A 19,669-nucleotide genomic window follows, 5' to 3' on the forward strand; every position below is an offset into this window, starting at 1 on the left:
CAATGCAAAGAATATAATAAGAAAACGACTATTTTCTCCCTATGACAAAAACGATAGCATGGGGAATTACAGGTGCCGGACATTTCCTGTCTTCCAGTTTCAGCATATTCGGGCAGATAAAAAGTGAACATGATATCAGAGTGAACTCTTTCCTTTCCAGTGCTGCCGAAGAAGTTGTCAGGATGTATGGACTCGAGAAGGAACTGGAAAACATATCCTGCGGTGAATACCTTGAAGAGATATTTCTTGAAACACAACAGGGAAAGAGCTGGCCAAAAACAGGACGTTTTCTGCTTGACAAATATGATGCTCTTGTTGTCACACCTGCCACATCCAATACTGTTTCAAAGATAGCATACGGCACAGCCGATACTCTGGTGAGCAACGCTGTTGCCCAGGCAGTAAAAGGAAGTGTGCCGGTATATGTGGTTCCTGTTGATATTGCAGGTGTAGTTGTATCTGAACTTCCCTATGGTATTGCCAGGGAAAAATGTCAGAAATGTGACCCATGTCCTCCAAGGGATAATTGCCCTAATGAGGCAATAACTGATCAGATAGATCTTCTCAAATGTAGCGGTTGCGGTATATGCAAGGAACTCTGCAATTTCAATGCGATAAAAGGTGGTCCAGTGGAGCTGAAAGTAAGGGATATTGACTCCAGGAATGTAGAGCTTGTCAGAGAGCTTGAAGGCATCACCATACTGGAAAAACCGGAAGATATACCTTTAATTCTGGATGAAATATAAATCCCGTGTCATCAGATTTAACTGGTTTACGTTTTATCGGTTTAAAGCAAAAAGCCACTGGTTTTAATCAGTGGTAGCTCACAATTATCTCATTCCAAAACGTCTGCTAAGTTTATTGATATGTCCTATGAACATTTGTTTTACTACAAATGAAACCGGTGTTTTTTCACCACCAGGACTTGTCTTTCCTTCCCTGATGGCATCAAGTACGTCTTCTGCCTTTGTGGCATCGGTGTCTATCTCAGTATAAGACCGCCCAACCATTTCCGCTTCGTGTGCGTCGCTTCCTCCTGCCATAGGATATCCATGTTCCTGTGCAGCTTTTCTGGCTTTGTTATTAGGACCGTCGGTCACACATCTTGAGTTTAACACCTCTATCGCATCAGCATCAAGTCCTTCAATATAACCTATTCCATGGGATGTCAGTTTGAATGGATGAGGAATGATAACAACTGCCCCCTGCTGACGTGCAATCTTTATTGTTTCTTCAGGGCTTAATCCCGGTTCTATGGGTTTGCGAATACCAAGTGCAAGGATGTGTCCTTTCGAGGAACTCACTTCCACACCAGGTATAACTATGATTTTCGAGCCAAGTTCCTGTGCTCTTTTAACACATTCGAATCCACCTTCTATGCGGTCATGGTCACATATTGCAAATCCATCCAGTCCGTTAGCTTCAGCATGTTTAATAATATCATCCAGACTGGCGTTGCTGTCTTTTGAATAACAGGAATGAACGTGAAGATCGAACTTCATAGATGTACCTTGGTTTTCAGAGTTTATAAAGATATTTTAAAATCACTTTTCTAATATTGTATTGAGAACCAACCAGAAATCAGCTAAAAAACAGAATGTTATGCGAACGGGATAAAAATGGTGGTTGGGTGGTTGGATAGGATTGGTGGTACATTAGAGTGTTTACCCGTTCGCATACATACTAACTACCTTATCGCATATATATATAACGCTGTGAATAAAATAATTTATTTTATACGGCTGTATATACATGTCATGATAGTCCATTTGCTAGAGATATGGCTTTATTTATAACTTTATCCCTTGCTTCAAAATCAATTGAAATAGTATTTGTGTAGTTTATGCTGTGTACAAGCCCTTCGTCGTATATCCAGGCTACTAGTGCCATACCTTCTTCTGATTGTGGTATTGAAAGTTTTATTCGTTTCCACTCCGGCAGAAGGCTTTGAATCTGTTCTTTCAATTTTTCAAATCCGAAACCGGTTTTTGCAGATACAGTAACAGAATGTGGAGCAAGATATGCAAGAGTCGCCATTTTTTCCTGCAATTCATCATCTGTTATCAGGTCGATCTTGTTGAACACCGTTACAATGGCAACTTCCTGTAACTGGTCCCACATCGTTTCGTGGCAAACGAGTAACTTTTTACGTATAAGTTCCATCTGCTCTGAAGAATCAACAACAAGGAGGACGACGTCTGCAAGGAATATCTCATCAAGAGTTGACTTGAAAGCATCCACCATCCAGTGCGGAAGATCTTCTATAAATCCTACAGTATCTGTCACAAGAATGTCTCGTCCTTTCACTTTGAGTGATCTGGTTGTAGGTAGCAATGTTGTAAAAAGCATATCTTTTGATTCTACGTTCTCATCTACAAGTGCATTGAAAAGAGTGCTTTTTCCTGCATTGGTATAACCTGCGAGTGCTGCCAGCGAGAAGCCTCTTGAATGACGGTGTGCTCTCAGGGATTCATTATCCTTTTGTATGGTCTCAAGCTCGTTTTTGATTCGAGCCATCCTGTTCTTAATATCCTGGGCGTAGGAATCCTCATAACCACCAAGTCCCATAAAACCGGGTCTTTCATCTTTTTTCAGGATAGATACAACAGCTCTGGCACGGGGCAGTTCGTATTCCAGTCTTGCCAGCTCTACCTGTAGTTTGGAACGGTGAGTTGTTGCCCTTGTTGCAAATATCTCAAGGATAAGTTGGAACTTGTCAATGGTCTCACAGCGGCATGTTTCTGAGATATTGTATATCTGCATTGTGCTGAGTGGGTTGTGAAATATAATCTTATCAGGCTTCAGGTCAGTGACTATCTGTGAAAGTTCTTCCACTTTTCCTCTTCCAAGGTGATATTTGCGGTCTGGATGTCGCATCTGGGTCATTTCGGCAATGATATTATAACCTGCAGCTCCGGCAAGTTCCCTGAGCTCATTCATCTGAAGCTCATTTCTGTCATCATCTGATCTTGGATCGTTCCTTTTAACTAAAATTGCACGCATCATGTGAATTCCTTGCTTTCCGGGCTTTCAGCGGATATCCAGTTCTTTGAGTAGAAGCTTTCTTGAACTGAGTGAAACATGATGGGCAATCTCAATACACCTTCTTTCACTCAGTGATTCCTGATATTTGAGATCACAAGAGAACATACTGTCAATTAACCATTGGGGTTTATTATAGAAATCACCTGCTTCTGTAACAATTGTGCCACTAAATTTCAGTTCTGAAACCGTCTCTTCTACAATCTTAACAACATCCTGAACATCAGGTGCAGAACTATCTCTGAATGACCTGACAACTATCTGATTGACCTTCTCTATGTGATCTGCAGTGACAGAAGCAGCAACTGCTGCGCATACCATAAGGTATCCATCATTTGTTTTGTGTCTTCCGGAAATATCAACTGCAATAATATCGAACATCTGCTAAAGCAAAGTAGGGTATATTATATAAGTCTGAGTAGTTCATGATAGTCATTTCATAATAGCATTACATCTTTATTCTGCCAACATCAACATATTCGATCTTCCCTGCAATCTCAACTGCATAGAGCATTTGTTTTCTTACACTGTTCGCAAGTCTTATGGCCCTGGACATAACCGGCAGTAAGAATTTGTGCTCATGGGATATTGCATGAATAAGATAGCTAGAATGGGGCAGTTTTTTGAGTGATTGTATCTCATTGTAAACCCTGAAATGCGTACCGAACTTAAATCCGGTCTTGGGAATAAATCCCCTGCTTCGAAGGTCAACATAAGTTATGTACTTCAGTGGGAAGTCAGGATCAATTGAAGCTGCAATTTCGGAAAATGCAGAGATATCAGGAATTATCCTGTTATTGCTGTCTTTTATCTCTATTATTCCCTTATCAAGTAAATATGCGGATTCCACAAGAGACAGTTGAAGGCGTTCGTTATCAAGGGGTTTGCCGTAGAATCCATTTTCATAAAGAAGTTTTGAGGTTCCTTCATCCCAGACAAGAACACGATCTTCAAGCATTGTTACTGGTGCAGGCTGAGCCAGGGAAAGAGCTTCATCCATATTGCCTTTAATATCCAATCTCTTTACTTCATAGTATGTGATGTCACTTTCCTCGTCAACAATGGCAAGTATCATTTGTTTTCGCACATTCAGTGCGGCATTATGCTGGCTGAGCAGATCTTTCAGTAACATTGGTACACGTTCAGACCTGACATAGACGAACATCTTTGCCTGTGTTTTGCCTGGATGTCCACCTCTTGGATATACCCTGAAATCCGTCACACTGGGCTGGACATAATAACCTCTTTCACGGAGGTCCTTATATACGATATACTTCAGCTCAAAAAATTGCTGTCTTTTTGATGCTTCTGTGAAAAACTCTTCAAATTCAAGGGTCTTTTCATCCAGACTTATCTCTAGTTTGTTCTTATAAAGCAGATATGCCGCTTCAACCAGCGTAAGCTCAAGAACATCGCCCTTTGGACGACCATAGTATCCGGTATTGTAGAGCTCGTTGATTGCCTGCTTCCCGGATTTTACCTTTTCTTTGACAAGTTTTCCGATCAAAAAATTCACCTGGAATAAATAAGAATGTATTTACAATTTTACAATAATAGTGATTCAGATATTGTATTATATATTTAATCATGGTGGACTGGAGTCAACTACCACCCTATAAATAGGGTGGCTTGTCCTTCTATGTTCCTTTTAATAGGCCAGAGGACGATGGGACAGTTGACAGATGCCCCTTAATGATATGTTCTTTGAAGCGTTAATATCGGCATTTTCTTGGTGGCCACACTTAACACAACAAAACTCTGCTTGAGTTTTCCTGTTCTTCTTATCTATATGTCCACATACTGAGCATTCTCTTGATGTGTTCTTAGGGTCTATCTCAAATACTGGAATGCCTGCAAGGGTAGCTTTGTATTTGAGGAAGTTTCCTAATTCATCGAAAGCCCATTTACCGATAGCTGTTCTTACTGCTTTGTTAACCGTGCTGTTAGTTCTAATGCCTTTGAGATTTTCAATGGCAATAGCTCTGTTTGTGTCTTTTGCAGTTTGAACAATTGCTTTAGCTATACAGTGATTGGTATCTTTTTTAAAACGTCTTTCCTTACCACTTATTTTCTTGAGATGCTTCTTAGCGGAGTAGGTTCCCACACTTTGAAGTCTTGCTTTTAGAGCAGAATAGCGTTGTCTTACTTCGGTGCATTTCTTTCCTGAGAATACTTCACCGTCTGAGGTCGTGGCTATGTTGACTATTCCCATATCCACACCCATGACTCCATCAGGGTCTATTGGGTCTGCATCGGGAACATCTACAACTACCATGAGATAGAAGGTATTATTATGGTAGATGAGGTCTGCTTGTCCTTTTACTCGTTCCATGTCAAGAGGACAGTATTCTCCGTATTTTATGGTAATACGTTCTCTGCCTTCGAGTGTTAGGATTGAAACTTCATCGGATGCTTTGAAAGTTAGAATTCTCTGGTCATAGACTATTGCACCGTGTTTATTGAATTCATGTTGGCAAGTTTTATCTACTCTGTATGATTCTGCTACTTTTCCTATGGCTCTAACTACCATTTGTGCGGAAAGATTGTATTTTTCTCTAACGTCATAATATACGATTTTTTGAATACCAACCTTTCCGAAAGTACGTGTACTCCATGCAATTTTAGAAATATAGTCACATGCTTCATTGAAGCGTTCTATCGTTTCTAAAAGAGCTTTTTCTTGTTGCTCATTTGGGTACAGTTTTACTTTGATAGTTAAAAGCATCTATTGAACATAAGATTCATTGATATAAAAAGGGTATTATGGGGTTTGACGCATTCCTCCACCGTATGAATACGGTGGCATCTTGCTCTAATTAGGTGAACAAATGTGACAAAGGAGGGCTGGCCATTAAGAGATTTGATATAGAGCACATAGGTCTCATTGTAGAGAAACCGCTTGAAATGGCAAAGTGGTATCATGATGTAATGGGTTTCAACATCAAGTTCAAGGCAAAGGATGATGAAAAGTCAGTGGCTTTTGTTACTGATCCGGTCGACAGGGTAATGCTGGAGCTGGCACAGATACCCGATGTAAAAGCATTAACCACGCGAACCGATCATCATTTGCAGTTGCATATTGCTGCTAAAAGTAATGATATTGATGAAGATATTGAATACCTTGTAGACAAGGGAGCAACTCTAATAGAAAAATGTCCGCTTAGTAGACCCGGAGACTATATGGTGGTTTTGTATGATCCCTAGGGTAATTGCATCCAGCTTGTTCAAAGAGTAAATTAAATTTAATAAGTTCCAAAAAGAAATCAAGAGAAGAAGCTGGGTATGAATTCCATATCATATTAATAAACAATTTATCTATAATTATGAACAACCTTTTATAGGCCAAGGACACCATTTTGTATGGGAGTGTAAAATATGATAGGGATAGAATCATTATCATATCAAAGTCCGGCATTCATGGCTTTTGTTATAGTACTGGTCCTGTGGCAAATTCTCTGGAAAGGTGTCGGATTATGGAAAGCTGCAAGAAATGATGATAGATACTGGTTTATTGCTATATTACTAATCAATTCACTGGGAATTCTGCCCATACTGTATATCTATTTTTTCCGGAAAAGTAAGAAGAGGATCTAATCATGGGAGCGGATAAGATGGAACTAAGTCACGGAATATTGGATAAACTTGAGGAAATAGGTGAAGTGGATGTTGTTGTAGGTATATTGACCAAAAATGTAGAACCTACTATACTTCATGTAATGAACGTTGTAAGGGAGGGAATATTACAATACCTTTCTCAGTACAGGACATTGATCGTTGTTTCTGATGGTTTTTCTACAGACAGGACGGCAGAACTTGCAAGTATGTTTGAAATTAAACCTGTGCAGAAGTTGGTTGTCGAGCAGATGGGGGTTCCGGGAAAAGGAGATGGCATACACACTGTTATGGAAATTGCCCACGAATTAAATTCAAAAGCAGTTGCTTTTGTTGATGGGGATCTTCTATCCATAAAGGAAGAATGGATACAGGAAATGGCCATGCCTGTACTTTACGGAAGAACTGACCTTGTAGTTCCTTTTTACGTACGGGACAAGTTTGACGGTGTTATCACAAACAACCTGGCATATCCGTTTACAAAAGCTTACTATGGAAGTGATATAAGACAGCCGATTGGTGGAGAGTTCTGTATTTCCCGAAAATTGATGGAAATACTCCGGGACCACCCTCTCTTCCCGTCTAACTTTGGCATAGATATATTCATTACTACTGTAGCTGCAGCTGAAAGGACAAGAATAAGGGAAGCAATGCTTGGATTAAAACTCCATGAATCAACAACTAAGTATCTGGATCCGGAATCATCACTTATACCCATGTTCAGGCAGGTTGTACAAACTATGTTTGACCTTGCAGTATATTACTCACACAAAAATGAACGACCTGCAAAAACAAATATTATATTATCTGATTACTACGGTCCAATACCTATTCCTGTTGAAGTTAACAGAGATAAGATGCTTGAAACCGTGGCAACACGTTACGAAGAATATCATGATATATTTGAAAAGGTATTACCTGCGGATATATTGAAGATAACACAGAAATTCCCGCAAGGCCATGCTTCCCTTGATGCAAATAACTGGGCAAAATGTGTCTGGTATATGTTTTTAGAATATTCTAAAACAAAGGATGGTACATTAATAGATGCACTGCGTGTGTTGTGGCTTGCCAGATTTGTAGAGTTTTATAACGAATGCAAGGATATGAACTTTATTGAGGCAGAAACAGCCATTCGTGAAAATGCAGAGGTATTTGAAGACCTCAAATGTGAGATATTAAGGCAAAAATAAGAGTGAAGTACAGACAAAATATTTCCTGAATCTCAAAAATGTAAAATACCAAAGCTTACTTTAAAGGTAAGCTTCGGTAACATAACGATGCATCATTCTGTGGCTGTTGAAATAATAAGCTATCATTTCAATTGAATTGTTCATGAGACCTATCCACTCATCTTTTCTGCAATAGTATTTAGGGATCATGATATATTCCAGTTTATTGTACAGATCATCAAGCTCCATCATTTCAATTTCCTCAGGTGATTTTTCCACATGAGGCATAGGGCCGATTGCATAGCCGGTAACACCTTCCACACAACCCTCAAGCCACCATCCGTCAAGCACACTGAAATTCACAACACCATTGTGGGCTGCTTTCATTCCGCTTGTACCTGAAGCTTCAAGAGGTTTCTTAGGATTGTTCAGCCAGATATCAACACCTGAAACGATCTTCATCGCAAGGTCTATACCATAGTTTTCAAGATAGGCAATTTCTATTTCACCCTTAAGTTCTTCTTTGTACTGGAAAATTCTTTCAATGAACTGCTTTCCCTGTATGTCCCTGGGATGGGCCTTTCCTGCGAAGATCAACTGGATCTTTCCGGCTTCATTTACTTTTCTCAGTCTTTTGAGATCAGAAAAAATGAACGTAGGCCTCTTATATTCAGTAATACGTCTTGCAAAACCGATTGTCAACGTATCGGGGTCCATATTTGTTCCGCACTTGCTGTTAACATAATCAAGAAGCTCTTTTTTGGCAAGTTGGTGTGCATCCCATATCTCATTATCCGGAATGCTTCTGACCCTCACAAGGAGTTCAGGTTCATTAGCCCAACCACGAAGATACTTGTCATAAAGTTCCCTGAAATGCTGACAGACCCATGTATAAGAATGTACTCCGTTGGTAATGGAATTGAACTTATAACCGGGAAACATTTTCTCAGAAATTTCCCTGTGTCTCTTTGCAACTCCATTGATGTAATGTGATAAATTCAATCCAAGAAGGGTCATGTTAAGCTCATGCTCTCCACCGTATTTTTTGAGAGTCTCCGAATCAACATAATCTCCCATCAATTCAAAAACAATCTCGTAAGGAAAGACATCATGTCCGCTTTCAATTGGTGTGTGTGTGGTAAAAACACAATGTTCCTTTACATATAATTCATTCATATTGTTCTGGCGTAGCAATTCAATAGCCAGAAGGCTGGAATGCCCTTCGTTCATATGATATTTACTGATTGAACAACCAAGGCTGTTCAACATTCTTACACCACCGATCCCAAGAACCATTTCCTGCTTCAGGCGGTATTTGCTGTCTCCTCCGTAAAGACTGTAAGTAATTTGCCTGTCCACCGGGGCATTTTCTTCAATATCCGTATCCAGGAAAATTACAGGAACTTTTTCCTTGGTCAGGCTGTGGTGTTCATAAATCCATGCCCTTATCCTTACGTCTCTTCCCTGTATCCTTACCTTCACTTCATAAGGCAAAAGCTGCATATAATCTGAAGGTGCCCATTCATGCTGATGCTCGGTCTGCCTGCCTTCATCATCCAGTTTCTGCATGAAATAACCTTTTTTGTTAAGGAGGGTGACACCTATTAAAGGAAGACCAAGATCAGCACTTGCTCTTATGGTGTCTCCGGCCAGTATACCCAGACCGCCACTGTATGTTGGCATTTCATTTTTCAATCCTATCTCCATTGAAAAATAGGCAATCCTGCGCCCACTTGTACCAATAACATTGTCCATGTTGATTAACACCTTTGCATCATATATATCATTTAAAAGTTTATATATAATTGCTTTTAAGAAGTAAAAAGACTTTTTGATAGGATCTTGGACTTGCAGTTTAGTTGTTATTGCAAAGCATCAAGGTCTTTTAATGCTGCGCTTTTTAACTGTTCTCGAAGATCAGGTATTGCCGATAATGCTCTTTTCCAGTCAGGCATCTGAATACTTAAAGGTATTTCAAGATATGAGTTACCTGTATTCAACAGGATCTGGGAGAAGACTTCAACGTATCTTTCTTCTGCATGCCTGTCGTATTTCAGGTTATTACATATGGCGTCGGCGTGGTGCTGTCTGATGAGATCCTGGGCGAATCTTATGTATTTTACATACACTCCCTGAACAAAGGACTGTGATATATGAACACTGGTTGTCTCATTGGCTATGCGCAGCAAGGTCAGTACTATATCATTTACCATTTTGCAGAGACCCTCAGAAACATTTTCTCTTGTATCTTTGTGTTTATGGTCATAAATACCAAGATCTGTCTGACATGTCCGCTTCAGGGAGCTGTTCCTGTAAACCTCAGCAAGAAGACCCACTTCAAGTCCCCAGTCTGAAGGAATTCTCAGATGCAATGCAATATCGGATGTAAGGGCAAATTCACCTGCAAGTGCATATCTGAAAGCACTTAAATAGTCAAGTACGTAGGATTCATACTTAACATCCCTTTGTAAAGCTGCAAGGAAAGGTCGTACAAAAAGACGGAATACTCTTCCATGCATTGTTTTTTCTTCCTTGTTGATGCGGGCATAAAATCCCTTGTTAAAAAGGAAATTGAGTCTGGGATTAAGTATCGGGTATAATAATTTTGCAGGGAAATCCATGGAATATGTTTTTACATCTGCATCATGCAGTGCAATAGCAAATGAATTCAGGCTTGCAATACCAATGGCAAGCCACACATCCTTTCCCTTACCCTTGAATTGGGTGATATCAAGGTCTTTATCCCTCATATCACAAACAACTTTTGTAACATTTGGACCATTGCACCAAACTACCAGGTGATTAAGTTTTAGTTCTCCGAAAAAATTAATAACATCTTCATATTCATCCTTGTTATCCGCAGCCAGTGAAATGATGACTTCATTTATGAATTCACATTTGTTTAGTTCATTGACTATGTTTGCAAGGCTTGGGCTTTTTATTTCCTTGTATAACATAGGGATGATCAGAGCTGTTGGTCTGAACCTGGAAAGTTCAGTTAAATGCCGTACAACCTCACCATCATCGGTTGCAAAGTCATGTATAGTAGTTATTTTCTCCTGATAGAAATCCATAAATCCTCACCCTTTGAGTATCTTGATCAGAAAGTAAAATAAATGATATTGTAAATTCTTTTGTGATTTTATATCACTTGAATGAATATTCGTTATCGAACTTATTGACAAAATTCCTGTAGGCCCTGATATATTCCGCATGTGGCCATATAAGAGGTATTGTCACATATGCCAGCCCGTCTTTCCATTTAGAATGGGAACGAACATTTTCTATCATGGTCAGTTTACTGTCCCTGAGTATCTTAGCATTGGAATAGTCCTCCAGCCAGAGTTCAAACCTCTCAATGGTTGAAACGTGTTCAGGCAACATTTGGTTGTGAGCCATGTCCACAACCCACCCAAGATACATTTCGGCCATATCCAGATTGTCAACCTCAGCATAGTGATTGGCCAGCTGACATGTGAAATGGCACCATGGTCCGTATCCTCCATTGTTCCTTCCCCAGTACTCCGGGTACCTGTTAAGTCCACCAATCTCTTTATCCCAGAGTTTTTCATGTATTCTTTTCACTGTGGACCTGATCTTAACGTCGTGGTCACTCAGAAGTTCGAAATATGCCGGTGAGTATTCAACCACGTCTACATCAATAACAGTAGAAGCAAATGCATCATAACCTATTGGTTTGCTGTTACGGTCCTTTACTCTAATACATTTTATGAAAGATCTTCTTCTAGGACTGTAAAGACGGGTTAGGATGGATTCTTTTATCTTTTCTGCTTCCACTTTCCATTCAGAGACATCCTTGCCAATTGACTCGCCCATTTTTACTGCTGCAAGGATTCCTGCACAACATGCACAGTTTGCATAGATCTCAAAACCATGCTCGTATGCCGGATATTCATGAATACTGTTAATGGTGTGAATGAGATCCACTTCCTCATTCTTGTTCATGAGTATGAAGTCCACAGCCTTACTGACCTGCTCCCAGTATTTCTCTACGAATTCCCTGTCTGCCATTTCATCAAAAAAAGAGGCTCCAGTGGCTTCAAAATATTTACCCATTGCAAAGAGCACAAGACCGTTTCCATCTATCTGAAGATCCTTGTAGCTTGCATCATTTCCATCTACGTCGTATCTCTGGGAAAATTCACCAAGGGGCTTCTGGGCATTGAGAACGAATTCAAGTCCTTTTTTAGCCTCATCAAGCAGTCCTGCATCAATAGCACCAAGAATGTCCACAGAATGATCTCTCGGATATATGAAAGGATAACGGGTGCCGGGAGGACTTGCATAATATCCTCCTTTTTCATGCTGGTTCTCTTTTAAGATCTTGACACTATTCTCATAAATTTTAGCCGCTTCCGGGAAATTCAAAAAAATCACTCCATTTTTGGGTCTTAATCTTCAAGGTATTCCACTTTGTATACACAGAAGGCGCGGTCCAGTATTTTGCTGACCTGTTCTTTTGTCATCCTTGCTTTTTCTATTGCTTCTTCATTATAAACCTTGATGTTGTTGACCACTGATTTACTGCCTACATTGTAAACCTGTGCTTTTGCCATCTTAGCCCGGCGTGTGACATAACTATGCCGCAGTATACCTAGAACACTTACAAGGGCTGGATAATTCCACGGTTCATCTGATTCATCTTTCTGTCTGTTGACGTAATTCATCAGTTCGGTGAATTGGGATGGAATCTCACTACCATGGATGTGAATGAAATCTATTAACTCGTTGCCAAAAGGACAGATGGGCAAATAGTTGACATCATCTTCCCATGCTCCTTCAAATCCCGGGCCTTCTATCTCAGCCAGTTTTGTTCCAAGGGTAGTGATCCATTCATAGGTCTTTTCAACCCCTGAGATGTCCACCATTTCAACTATTCCAAATAAAAATGCTTTTGGCAGTATATTCTTTAATCGGATCATGTCTCATCCCACACTCCTTGATGATTGTGACGCGATGTTTTTCTAAAGTTAAAGCAATAACATGATACTTATTCCATGTCCAGTTTTTTTGCGTCTCCCAACTACATAGTTGGTTTTGAGGGTATAAATAATTTTAAGTTAATAGTTTTAAGTCCCGGTAAAAAATACGTTGTGGCCATCACTAATTTATACAGTCCTGAAATAGTAATCTTAATTCAGGATTACATGCAATACTTTTATTAACTTCAGTTAATACAAAATCATTCTATGAGAATGTGGGTTAATTAAAAGAGGTATGAAAATGGAGTTCAAAGAACTGACAACAGCAAGGTATGCCAGCAGAAAATACAGTGACAGAAAGATAGATGATGAGTCTATAGAACTCATAAAAGAAATGATTAGGAACAGTCCATCTGCTGTTAATGTCCAGCCATGGAAAATCAAAATCATAAATGATGGTGAACTCAAAGGCAAAATTGCTCCATACGTATTTGGCGGACAGACACAGGTCCCAAGTTGTTCACACTTGATGATCTTATGTGCAAATACTGACTGGGACAGCCATATTGAAGCAAATATAGAGTACATGAAGCAGGCACAAGTGCCGGAACAGAACATAAAATATTATCAGATGGCAGTTGATGGTATGTTCGGTCGTATCTCTGCTGATGAAAAACTTGCAGAATCGGAAAAGAATGTTTATATTGCAGCAGCATCTGCTGCATTCGGAGCTAAATCACTGGGTATTGACTCATGCATAATACAGGGATTTGATGTGGATAAGATAATCAGTATCTTTGATCTGCCATCAAATATTACACCAACATTGATAGTAACTCTGGGTTATGCCGCAGACAGTCCGACACCAAAGAGCAGACTCCCTGAAGATGCAATATTCTTCTGAATAAACTGCTGATCTCCTTTTTTTATTTTGAGTTTGCTCTACTGAATCATTTTTTATTTAGAATAATAACCAGGTCGTTTCTGAAAAATAAGGATAAAAATAAAATGAATATGAAATTCTTATTTCAGCAGCCCTGAAATTGCCATGTTCCACCCAACAGGACCAATGCCTTCAATCTTGTTGACTTTCGCATCTGTTATTTTTTGATCATGCTTCCCGTTATGCTTCTGAACGAGGAATGGAACATCAACTGTTTTAAGCATTGGGTAATCATTAAGGCTATCTCCAAGACCTACTGTTTTCACTTCTCCGTATTGCTTGCGATAAATTTGTGTGAGGATGTTCACGGCTTTACCTTTGTCGTTCTCCCCGATGATGTGCCAGTATCTGCCACCACGGGTGTAGTTCAAGCCGTTTGCCTGGATCTGATCAATAAGTGTTTCAGCGTCCTTTTCGTCACCATCCAATTTGAACGCCTCATCATATTCCCTTTGTTTTGCAAGACAGGCGGATTCAATATCAAGGCCGGTATCTTTACTTACCCCTTCGTTTGTCATATCTCCAAAGCCGGTTATTGAAAGGTTTTCTGATGCTGCAATGTTCAGAAGGACATTTCTCAGCAGATTATAATCCGTACCAAGCTCAATTATATCATATTCTTTGGTTGATCTGGAAGATACATAGTCAACATCAAAATAGTCATGCGGGATAAAAATGGCACCGCCGTTCTCAGATATGAAAGGATGGCCTGTATTCAGTTCATCCACATAGACCTCGATCTCAGCCCTGGTCTTGCTGGTACAGAATACGAGTGGTATTTCCTTCTCTTTCAGCATATTGATAGCCGGCATTGCAGCTTCATATGAGTATGTGTCATGATCTACAAGTGTTCCGTCAAGATCTGTAAAAACGATGTATTGCATTGTACTACTCCCTGAAATGATGGTAGTAGTAATTTGTAGGAAATGATTGTTAAATTATTGGGTGTGGAAAAAAAGGATATATATCATCTGTTTTCCATCACAAAATCCACAAAACTACCTGCAAATTCCCTGTAAGAGCTTGCAACCAGATGTGCATAGCATCCAAGTGTGTTATCAACAGTAAGCCCGTCCCAGCCATCGATTATACCGGTGCCGCGGGAGAGCTTGATAGCAAACTTTGCATCCTTGGGAAGTTCTGTAACTTCGGAATGATGGAATTCATGGCCACGGAAAGAGTTTCCTGTTTTGCCAATAACAGAATCCACTGCAAGTTCACCAATGTTGTAACTGACAACACGCTTGTGACCCATAAGTGTATGTCCTGGAAGTGCGCCAACCATTTCATGGGTTGATTCAGGCATCTCTGCCATATTGTGTGCTCCTTTGCCTTTTACTCCTGTACTGAGTTTTTCGGTAAGGTACATCAGCCCGCCGCATTCTGCATAGATTGGCATGCCGGAGCGTGATACATCAAGGATATCCTCACGCATTGAGACATTTTCCTCAAGTTCGGTGGCGAAAAGTTCGGGATAGCCGCCGCCGAGGTAGAGTCCGTCAACACGGGGCAGTTTACTGTCATGTATAGGGCTGAAGTATTTGATCTCTGCTCCTGCCATTTGGAGTAGTTCAAGGTTATCATGATAATAGAAATTAAAAGCCTCGTCAAGGGCCACACCAATTACAGGATTCTCCCCTTCGATTTCACGTGGAGTGAAAACGGTCTTTGAAGGACGCTCCAGAGCCGGAGCTGCGTGTGCCATTTCCAGAAGCCGGTCTATCTGTATGCCATCCTTGATCTTGTTCTTGATAAAATCAATTCTCTCATCGTAATTATCGGCACGGCGACGTTCCTCAATTGCAGGAACAAGACCTAGATGCCTCATTGATATCTTCATTGAGTTATTGCGGTGGACTACACCGATAACCGGAATGCCTGTGTAGTGCTCAATTGCTTCAGTTGCCTTCTTTGTATGTCTTGGACCACCAATGTTGTTGAGAATAACACCGACGATATTCACATCCTTATCAAAATCCTTGAAACCATTTACAAGGGCGGCAGCCGAGCGTGTAATACTTCTTGCATTGACAATAAGGATAACAGAACATTTCAGGATTTTTGCAATCTGTGCAGTGCTGCCTGTGTCTGTAAAGCTGTCAAAACCTTCATAGAGGCCACGTACACCTTCGATGATTGCGATATCGGCATCTTCATCAACTTCTGCACCATGAATAAAAACGTCCCGCACACTTTCCTCATCCATAAGGAAACCATCTATATTGCGAGCCCTTCGGCCGGTAATCTCAGAATAGTAACTCGGATCGATGTAATCAAGTCCCACCTTGTATGGTTGAACTTTATAGCCGGATTCGGTAAGTGCCGAAAGCAAGCCAATAGTAATTGTGGTCTTACCCGATGACGAACTTCCTGCTGACAGAAGTATCCTTGGAATCTCCTTCTTTTCTGAATGTTGAGGAGTGTCTGACATTTTCATCAAACCTTAACGTGTAAGCTCACGAAGTCTTTCATCTTCAAGTGATGAAGGTAATACGGAACTGTCGTTGGACATAATAGCATGTGCAAGCTCGCGATAGACACCTGCAACTGATGAATCCGGGGCTTTTTCAAGGACAGAGAATCCATCCCTTTCACAGTCCTGGACTATCTGTTCCTTTGGAATGAAGGCCATTAGCTTGCTACCTATCTCTTCTGAGAACTTCTTAACAATCTCTTCTTCTCTTGTGACACTTCTGGAATTGCAGATTATGCCGGAAAGCGGGGTATCGATCTTGGCAAGTCCTTTACAGATATTGTTTGCAGCATAAAGTGGCATGTATTCACCGGACGTCAGAATATAGGCTTCATTAACAAGCCCTTTGCGTATTGGTGCAACGAAACCACCACATACGATATCTCCCGGCACATCGTAAATAATGAGATCCATATCATCAATGGACTTGCATACCTTTCTTAATCTCTGTATGGCAACGATGATTCCGCGTCCTGCACAGCCGATTCCAGGCTCCGGCCCACCGACTTCCACGCATTTTACTCCTTTGTAACCTTCATGGACGATATCTTCTTCCTTGACATCGATCTTCTGCCTCAGCAGATCAAGGATCGTTTGTATCCTCTTGCCTCCAAGAAGTGTAATGGATGAATCACTCTTCGGATCACATCCGATGATCATAACTTTGTAACCTTCGTCTGCACAGGCTGCTGCAACATTGGAAGCAGTGCTGGATTTTCCAATCCCGCCTTTACCATAGATAGCTATTCTTTTCTGTTCCATCAGGCTTCCTCCGCGTCTTGCATATCCTTTGTAAGTTCACGCATTGTTGCACCGAATTCGGATTCAACGATGTTGCTTACGCCAAGTGTTTTCGGATGCAGGTCAATTTCCACAATAACATTTGAGTGACCCATGTCCTTGAGTGGGTATACCTGCCTTGGGCCGTTTGTTACGGAAATAACATCCATGTTCTGAAGATTATCCATTGGTATGGCATGTGGCACACCGGTAATTACAGCAAAGTCAAAATCGTTGTACTTTTCGGCTATAAGCTCGCTGACCTTTTCACCAGTTATTGGATACTCGTCCATGCCGCCGATTATTTCATGGATCTCAATTCCTTTTTCCCTGAAATCATTCATGATGCTTGTTGCGTGGTGACGAACACGTGGCAGGCCAAGAGTATCATCCACATTTGCCATGTTTATCACATTGTCAGAAACACCAAGCTGTTCAGCTACTTCGTTGATGGCAACGGTGATGTCTGCAAACATGTAACCCGTTTCCTTCTTGGCATTCATGATGGTAAGACATTTCTTGCCTTCTTTCAGATAATTGATCACCTTTTCAGCAACCTTGTACTTCAGGTCACCGCGGGATGGAACAAGGTATTCCTTACTTGCTGCACCATGGCGTTTCTCAACATTGGTTGCTTCCTCAAGCAAGACTTTCTGCCTCTCAAGTTCCTCATCGTCAATAACACCGGCATCACATGCGGATTCCAGTGCAATTAGGACACCTTTGGTGTTGTTTGGGTATCCTGCATGTACTTCCACGCCTATCACCGGTACATCAAGATTTGCATCCTGTACAGGTTCGCTGAGTTCCTCACCAATGATCATACTGGCACAGGTTCCGACAACGCCGATAAGCTTTGGATTGAACATCTCATTGACCTTGCAGAGCAGAGTTGACAGTTCCTCACGCCCTCCGAAAACAAAACCGTTCTCATCAAGGGCTGTTGTTACAACATGAATTCCATCTTCCTCAAGCAGTCTTGCATGTTTGAATGAGCAACCTGGCGGACCGTGGAGTATTGCAACATCTACATTCAGGTCACGAAGTGTGTATAAAGCAGCCACAATAGAACTGGGCCGTGGGTGTATTATAGAAATATCTTTTTCAGCCATATTTATCCCGATAAACTTGGTTGATTCTGGTAGATTATTATAATTTTGTAATTTCGTAATAAATAGTATACTTATTACAAGTCAGTTTTTCTGCACTATCTATATCTTTATTGTATAAAAGGACTAATCATAGTGATTGAACTAAGAATGGATGACTCTCATCTGAAGCATTTAACACATGATAGAATTATGTCTTTTTCAGATGCAATTGCTGTAGCTATTTCCATTCCTTCTTCAAGTCCACCGGCATAAATGAATCTTCCATTTCCAATATTCTGCATCCTTTCTCCAACAAGTATTAGTCCTGAAAGTTCATCGCTTCGTCTCATCACAAACTCAGAGACCTGTTCCGGTGGAAGTCCTTCGCATACCTGTTCAGCTTCTTCACCCAGCACCATAATTATGCATGAATTCTCCTCTTCAATTCTGTTAAGAGCATAGTCCAGTGAACGCTCTGCTGATCTAATATCCATTCCCGAGTTGGAATTATCAATGAGTATTCTGCCAGAGAGTTCTTTTTCCTGCATCCTTCCCTGAAGTCCTTCAAAAGAACCAATAACTTCAATGATGTCCTGTTCAGGAATTCCCATATTCAAAGCAACTGCAGCTGATACTGCAAAAGCTGTTGAATATGACTTTGAGTTATAATTTTCAGACAACCCGGATGAGAAGGTTCCATCTTGATGTTTGAAAATGACATTTTTGTTTTCAATATCAGCAACTACATCTGCATTATTGTGATCAGCACCGGAATATTCAGAATCTCCAAATGTGAAAAATGTCTTTCCGTATTCTTTTGCCATATCCTGAGCTTTTCTGTCTTTTACATTAAGGAAAAAGACCTCTTGCGGTTTAGCATAGGATAAAACCCTTATTTTCGCATCACTGGCATTTGATGTAGATGCAGCTATTCCGTAGTCAGGTTCCAGTGTGGTAATAATTCCTATATCTGCAAAACCTGTCAGGCCGATGGAAACCTCAAATATGCAGCAATCCGCTATAACATCAAGTTCGGTCAGTTTGTCAACTGCAAGCAGTATGCTTCCAGGGGCAATGCTAAGTCCCAGATTTAGTACTCTTGCATGTCCATTTACCCAGAGTTCCAGACCTCTGGATGTATGCAGTACGACTTTCATCTTTTGTGAAAGCATTTCAGCCAGAAGTGACGCAGAACTTGTTTTAGCTTTTGAACCAGTGATCTCAATAATTGTTCCTTTTCCAGGCCAGTTCATCATGGATAATATATTTCCAACTGCCTGATGATGAGTAATTATCCTGACTTCTTTATCCCTTGCTTCTGCAAGTACAGGGTATTCAGGGTCAAGATGTGCAGGACTTATTACAATGTCATGCTTATCAATCTGCACAGGCTTCTTTGATGTCTTTATTCCGTGAATTTCTTCCATTTCCAACAGAACTTTTTCATCAACAGTTCCGTAAACATCCACAGCGGTTACCGAAAATCCAAGCTCTGAAAGTTTTGTGGCAATGACAATTCCGGCGTGTGTAAGGTCAAGAACAATAATTTCTGACATGTCCTGAAAGCTAATCAGGGAAATATTCATATAATCATGTTTAGACGACATGGTAAA

General features: G+C 40.6%; 19 protein-coding genes. 5 read left to right on the forward strand and 14 right to left on the reverse strand.

Going from position 1 to position 19,669, the window contains the following annotated elements; genetic code table 11:
* Positions 1–41 precede the first annotated feature (41 nt).
* Complete coding sequence (locus J2746_RS10495) at positions 42–746, forward strand: dihydromethanopterin reductase (acceptor) (RefSeq protein WP_209620338.1); 705 nt, start codon at positions 42–44, stop codon at positions 744–746.
* An 84-nt stretch (positions 747–830) separates the two neighbouring features.
* Here J2746_RS10495 and J2746_RS10500 read toward each other — a convergent pair whose 3' ends face one another.
* The 5 genes from J2746_RS10500 to J2746_RS10520 form a co-directional block, all read right to left on the reverse strand.
* The gene (locus tag J2746_RS10500) at positions 831–1,502 is read right to left on the reverse strand and encodes a CehA/McbA family metallohydrolase (protein ID WP_209620341.1); all 672 of its coding nucleotides are present in this window, start codon (positions 1,500–1,502) and stop codon (positions 831–833) included.
* 253 nt (positions 1,503–1,755) lie between these two features.
* The gene (gene hflX, locus J2746_RS10505; RefSeq protein ID WP_209620347.1) at positions 1,756–3,006 is read right to left on the reverse strand and encodes a GTPase HflX; all 1,251 of its coding nucleotides are present in this window, start codon (positions 3,004–3,006) and stop codon (positions 1,756–1,758) included.
* A gap of 24 nt (positions 3,007–3,030) precedes the next feature.
* Positions 3,031–3,423 carry a DUF2209 domain-containing protein gene (locus tag J2746_RS10510; RefSeq protein WP_209620350.1) on the reverse strand — a complete coding sequence of 131 codons (393 nt, stop codon included), beginning with the start codon at positions 3,421–3,423 and terminating at the stop codon, positions 3,031–3,033.
* 67 nt (positions 3,424–3,490) lie between these two features.
* Entirely contained in the window at positions 3,491–4,549 is a 1,059-nt protein-coding gene (endA, locus tag J2746_RS10515; protein ID WP_209620354.1) for a tRNA-intron lyase, read from the reverse strand.
* Between the two features lie 141 nt (positions 4,550–4,690).
* The gene (locus J2746_RS10520) at positions 4,691–5,767 is read right to left on the reverse strand and encodes an RNA-guided endonuclease InsQ/TnpB family protein (RefSeq protein WP_209620357.1); all 1,077 of its coding nucleotides are present in this window, start codon (positions 5,765–5,767) and stop codon (positions 4,691–4,693) included.
* Between the two features lie 95 nt (positions 5,768–5,862).
* Between J2746_RS10520 and J2746_RS10525 the strand changes: the two genes are divergently transcribed.
* From J2746_RS10525 to J2746_RS10535, 3 genes are all read left to right on the forward strand, one after another.
* The gene (locus tag J2746_RS10525; RefSeq protein ID WP_209620361.1) at positions 5,863–6,246 is read left to right on the forward strand and encodes a VOC family protein; all 384 of its coding nucleotides are present in this window, start codon (positions 5,863–5,865) and stop codon (positions 6,244–6,246) included.
* Positions 6,247–6,417: 171 nt separating this feature from the next.
* The gene (locus J2746_RS10530; protein WP_209620363.1) at positions 6,418–6,636 is read left to right on the forward strand and encodes a DUF5652 family protein; all 219 of its coding nucleotides are present in this window, start codon (positions 6,418–6,420) and stop codon (positions 6,634–6,636) included.
* Positions 6,637–6,638: 2 nt separating this feature from the next.
* The gene (locus J2746_RS10535) at positions 6,639–7,847 is read left to right on the forward strand and encodes a glycosyltransferase family 2 protein (RefSeq protein ID WP_245250101.1); all 1,209 of its coding nucleotides are present in this window, start codon (positions 6,639–6,641) and stop codon (positions 7,845–7,847) included.
* Positions 7,848–7,907: 60 nt separating this feature from the next.
* On the opposite strand, the gene glgP is transcribed toward J2746_RS10535, so the two are convergent.
* The 4 genes from glgP to J2746_RS10555 all read right to left on the reverse strand — a co-directional run bounded on the left by glgP (position 7,908) and on the right by J2746_RS10555 (position 12,769).
* Positions 7,908–9,581, reverse strand: coding sequence for an alpha-glucan family phosphorylase (gene glgP / locus J2746_RS10540; protein ID WP_209620367.1), 1,674 nt, complete (start codon positions 9,579–9,581; stop codon positions 7,908–7,910).
* Positions 9,582–9,688: 107 nt separating this feature from the next.
* Positions 9,689–10,900, reverse strand: coding sequence for a glycosyltransferase family protein (locus J2746_RS10545; RefSeq protein ID WP_209620370.1), 1,212 nt, complete (start codon positions 10,898–10,900; stop codon positions 9,689–9,691).
* 73 nt (positions 10,901–10,973) lie between these two features.
* Positions 10,974–12,215 (reverse strand): glycoside hydrolase family 15 protein, encoded by a 1,242-nt coding sequence (locus J2746_RS10550; protein ID WP_209620373.1) that lies wholly within the window; start codon positions 12,213–12,215, stop codon positions 10,974–10,976.
* A gap of 23 nt (positions 12,216–12,238) precedes the next feature.
* Complete coding sequence (locus tag J2746_RS10555; protein WP_209620376.1) at positions 12,239–12,769, reverse strand: hypothetical protein; 531 nt, start codon at positions 12,767–12,769, stop codon at positions 12,239–12,241.
* A gap of 301 nt (positions 12,770–13,070) precedes the next feature.
* Here J2746_RS10555 and J2746_RS10560 point away from each other — a divergent pair, with 301 nt between their 5' ends.
* Positions 13,071–13,673 (forward strand): nitroreductase family protein, encoded by a 603-nt coding sequence (locus tag J2746_RS10560; RefSeq protein ID WP_209620379.1) that lies wholly within the window; start codon positions 13,071–13,073, stop codon positions 13,671–13,673.
* A 119-nt stretch (positions 13,674–13,792) separates the two neighbouring features.
* Here the strand turns inward: J2746_RS10560 and mpgP are convergent, their stop codons facing one another.
* From mpgP to cfbE, 5 genes are all read right to left on the reverse strand, one after another.
* Positions 13,793–14,596, reverse strand: coding sequence for a mannosyl-3-phosphoglycerate phosphatase (gene mpgP, locus J2746_RS10565; RefSeq protein WP_209620382.1), 804 nt, complete (start codon positions 14,594–14,596; stop codon positions 13,793–13,795).
* 83 nt (positions 14,597–14,679) lie between these two features.
* Complete coding sequence (cfbB, locus tag J2746_RS10570) at positions 14,680–16,149, reverse strand: Ni-sirohydrochlorin a,c-diamide synthase (protein WP_425342648.1); 1,470 nt, start codon at positions 16,147–16,149, stop codon at positions 14,680–14,682.
* 6 nt (positions 16,150–16,155) lie between these two features.
* Positions 16,156–16,950: a Ni-sirohydrochlorin a,c-diamide reductive cyclase ATP-dependent reductase subunit gene (gene cfbC, locus J2746_RS10575; protein ID WP_209620448.1), complete on the reverse strand. Its 795-nt coding sequence runs from the start codon at positions 16,948–16,950 to the stop codon at positions 16,156–16,158.
* The gene (gene cfbD, locus J2746_RS10580) at positions 16,947–18,077 is read right to left on the reverse strand and encodes a Ni-sirohydrochlorin a,c-diamide reductive cyclase catalytic subunit (RefSeq protein ID WP_209620388.1); all 1,131 of its coding nucleotides are present in this window, start codon (positions 18,075–18,077) and stop codon (positions 16,947–16,949) included. The genes cfbC and cfbD overlap by 4 nt, the downstream gene beginning before the upstream one ends.
* A gap of 158 nt (positions 18,078–18,235) precedes the next feature.
* Positions 18,236–19,612, reverse strand: a complete 1,377-nt coding sequence (gene cfbE, locus J2746_RS10585) for a coenzyme F430 synthase (protein ID WP_209620391.1) — start codon at positions 19,610–19,612, stop codon at positions 18,236–18,238.
* Positions 19,613–19,669: the final 57 nt, after the last annotated feature.

This window comes from Methanolobus bombayensis (assembly GCF_017873415.1).
Taxonomy (GTDB): domain Archaea; phylum Halobacteriota; class Methanosarcinia; order Methanosarcinales; family Methanosarcinaceae; genus Methanolobus; species Methanolobus bombayensis.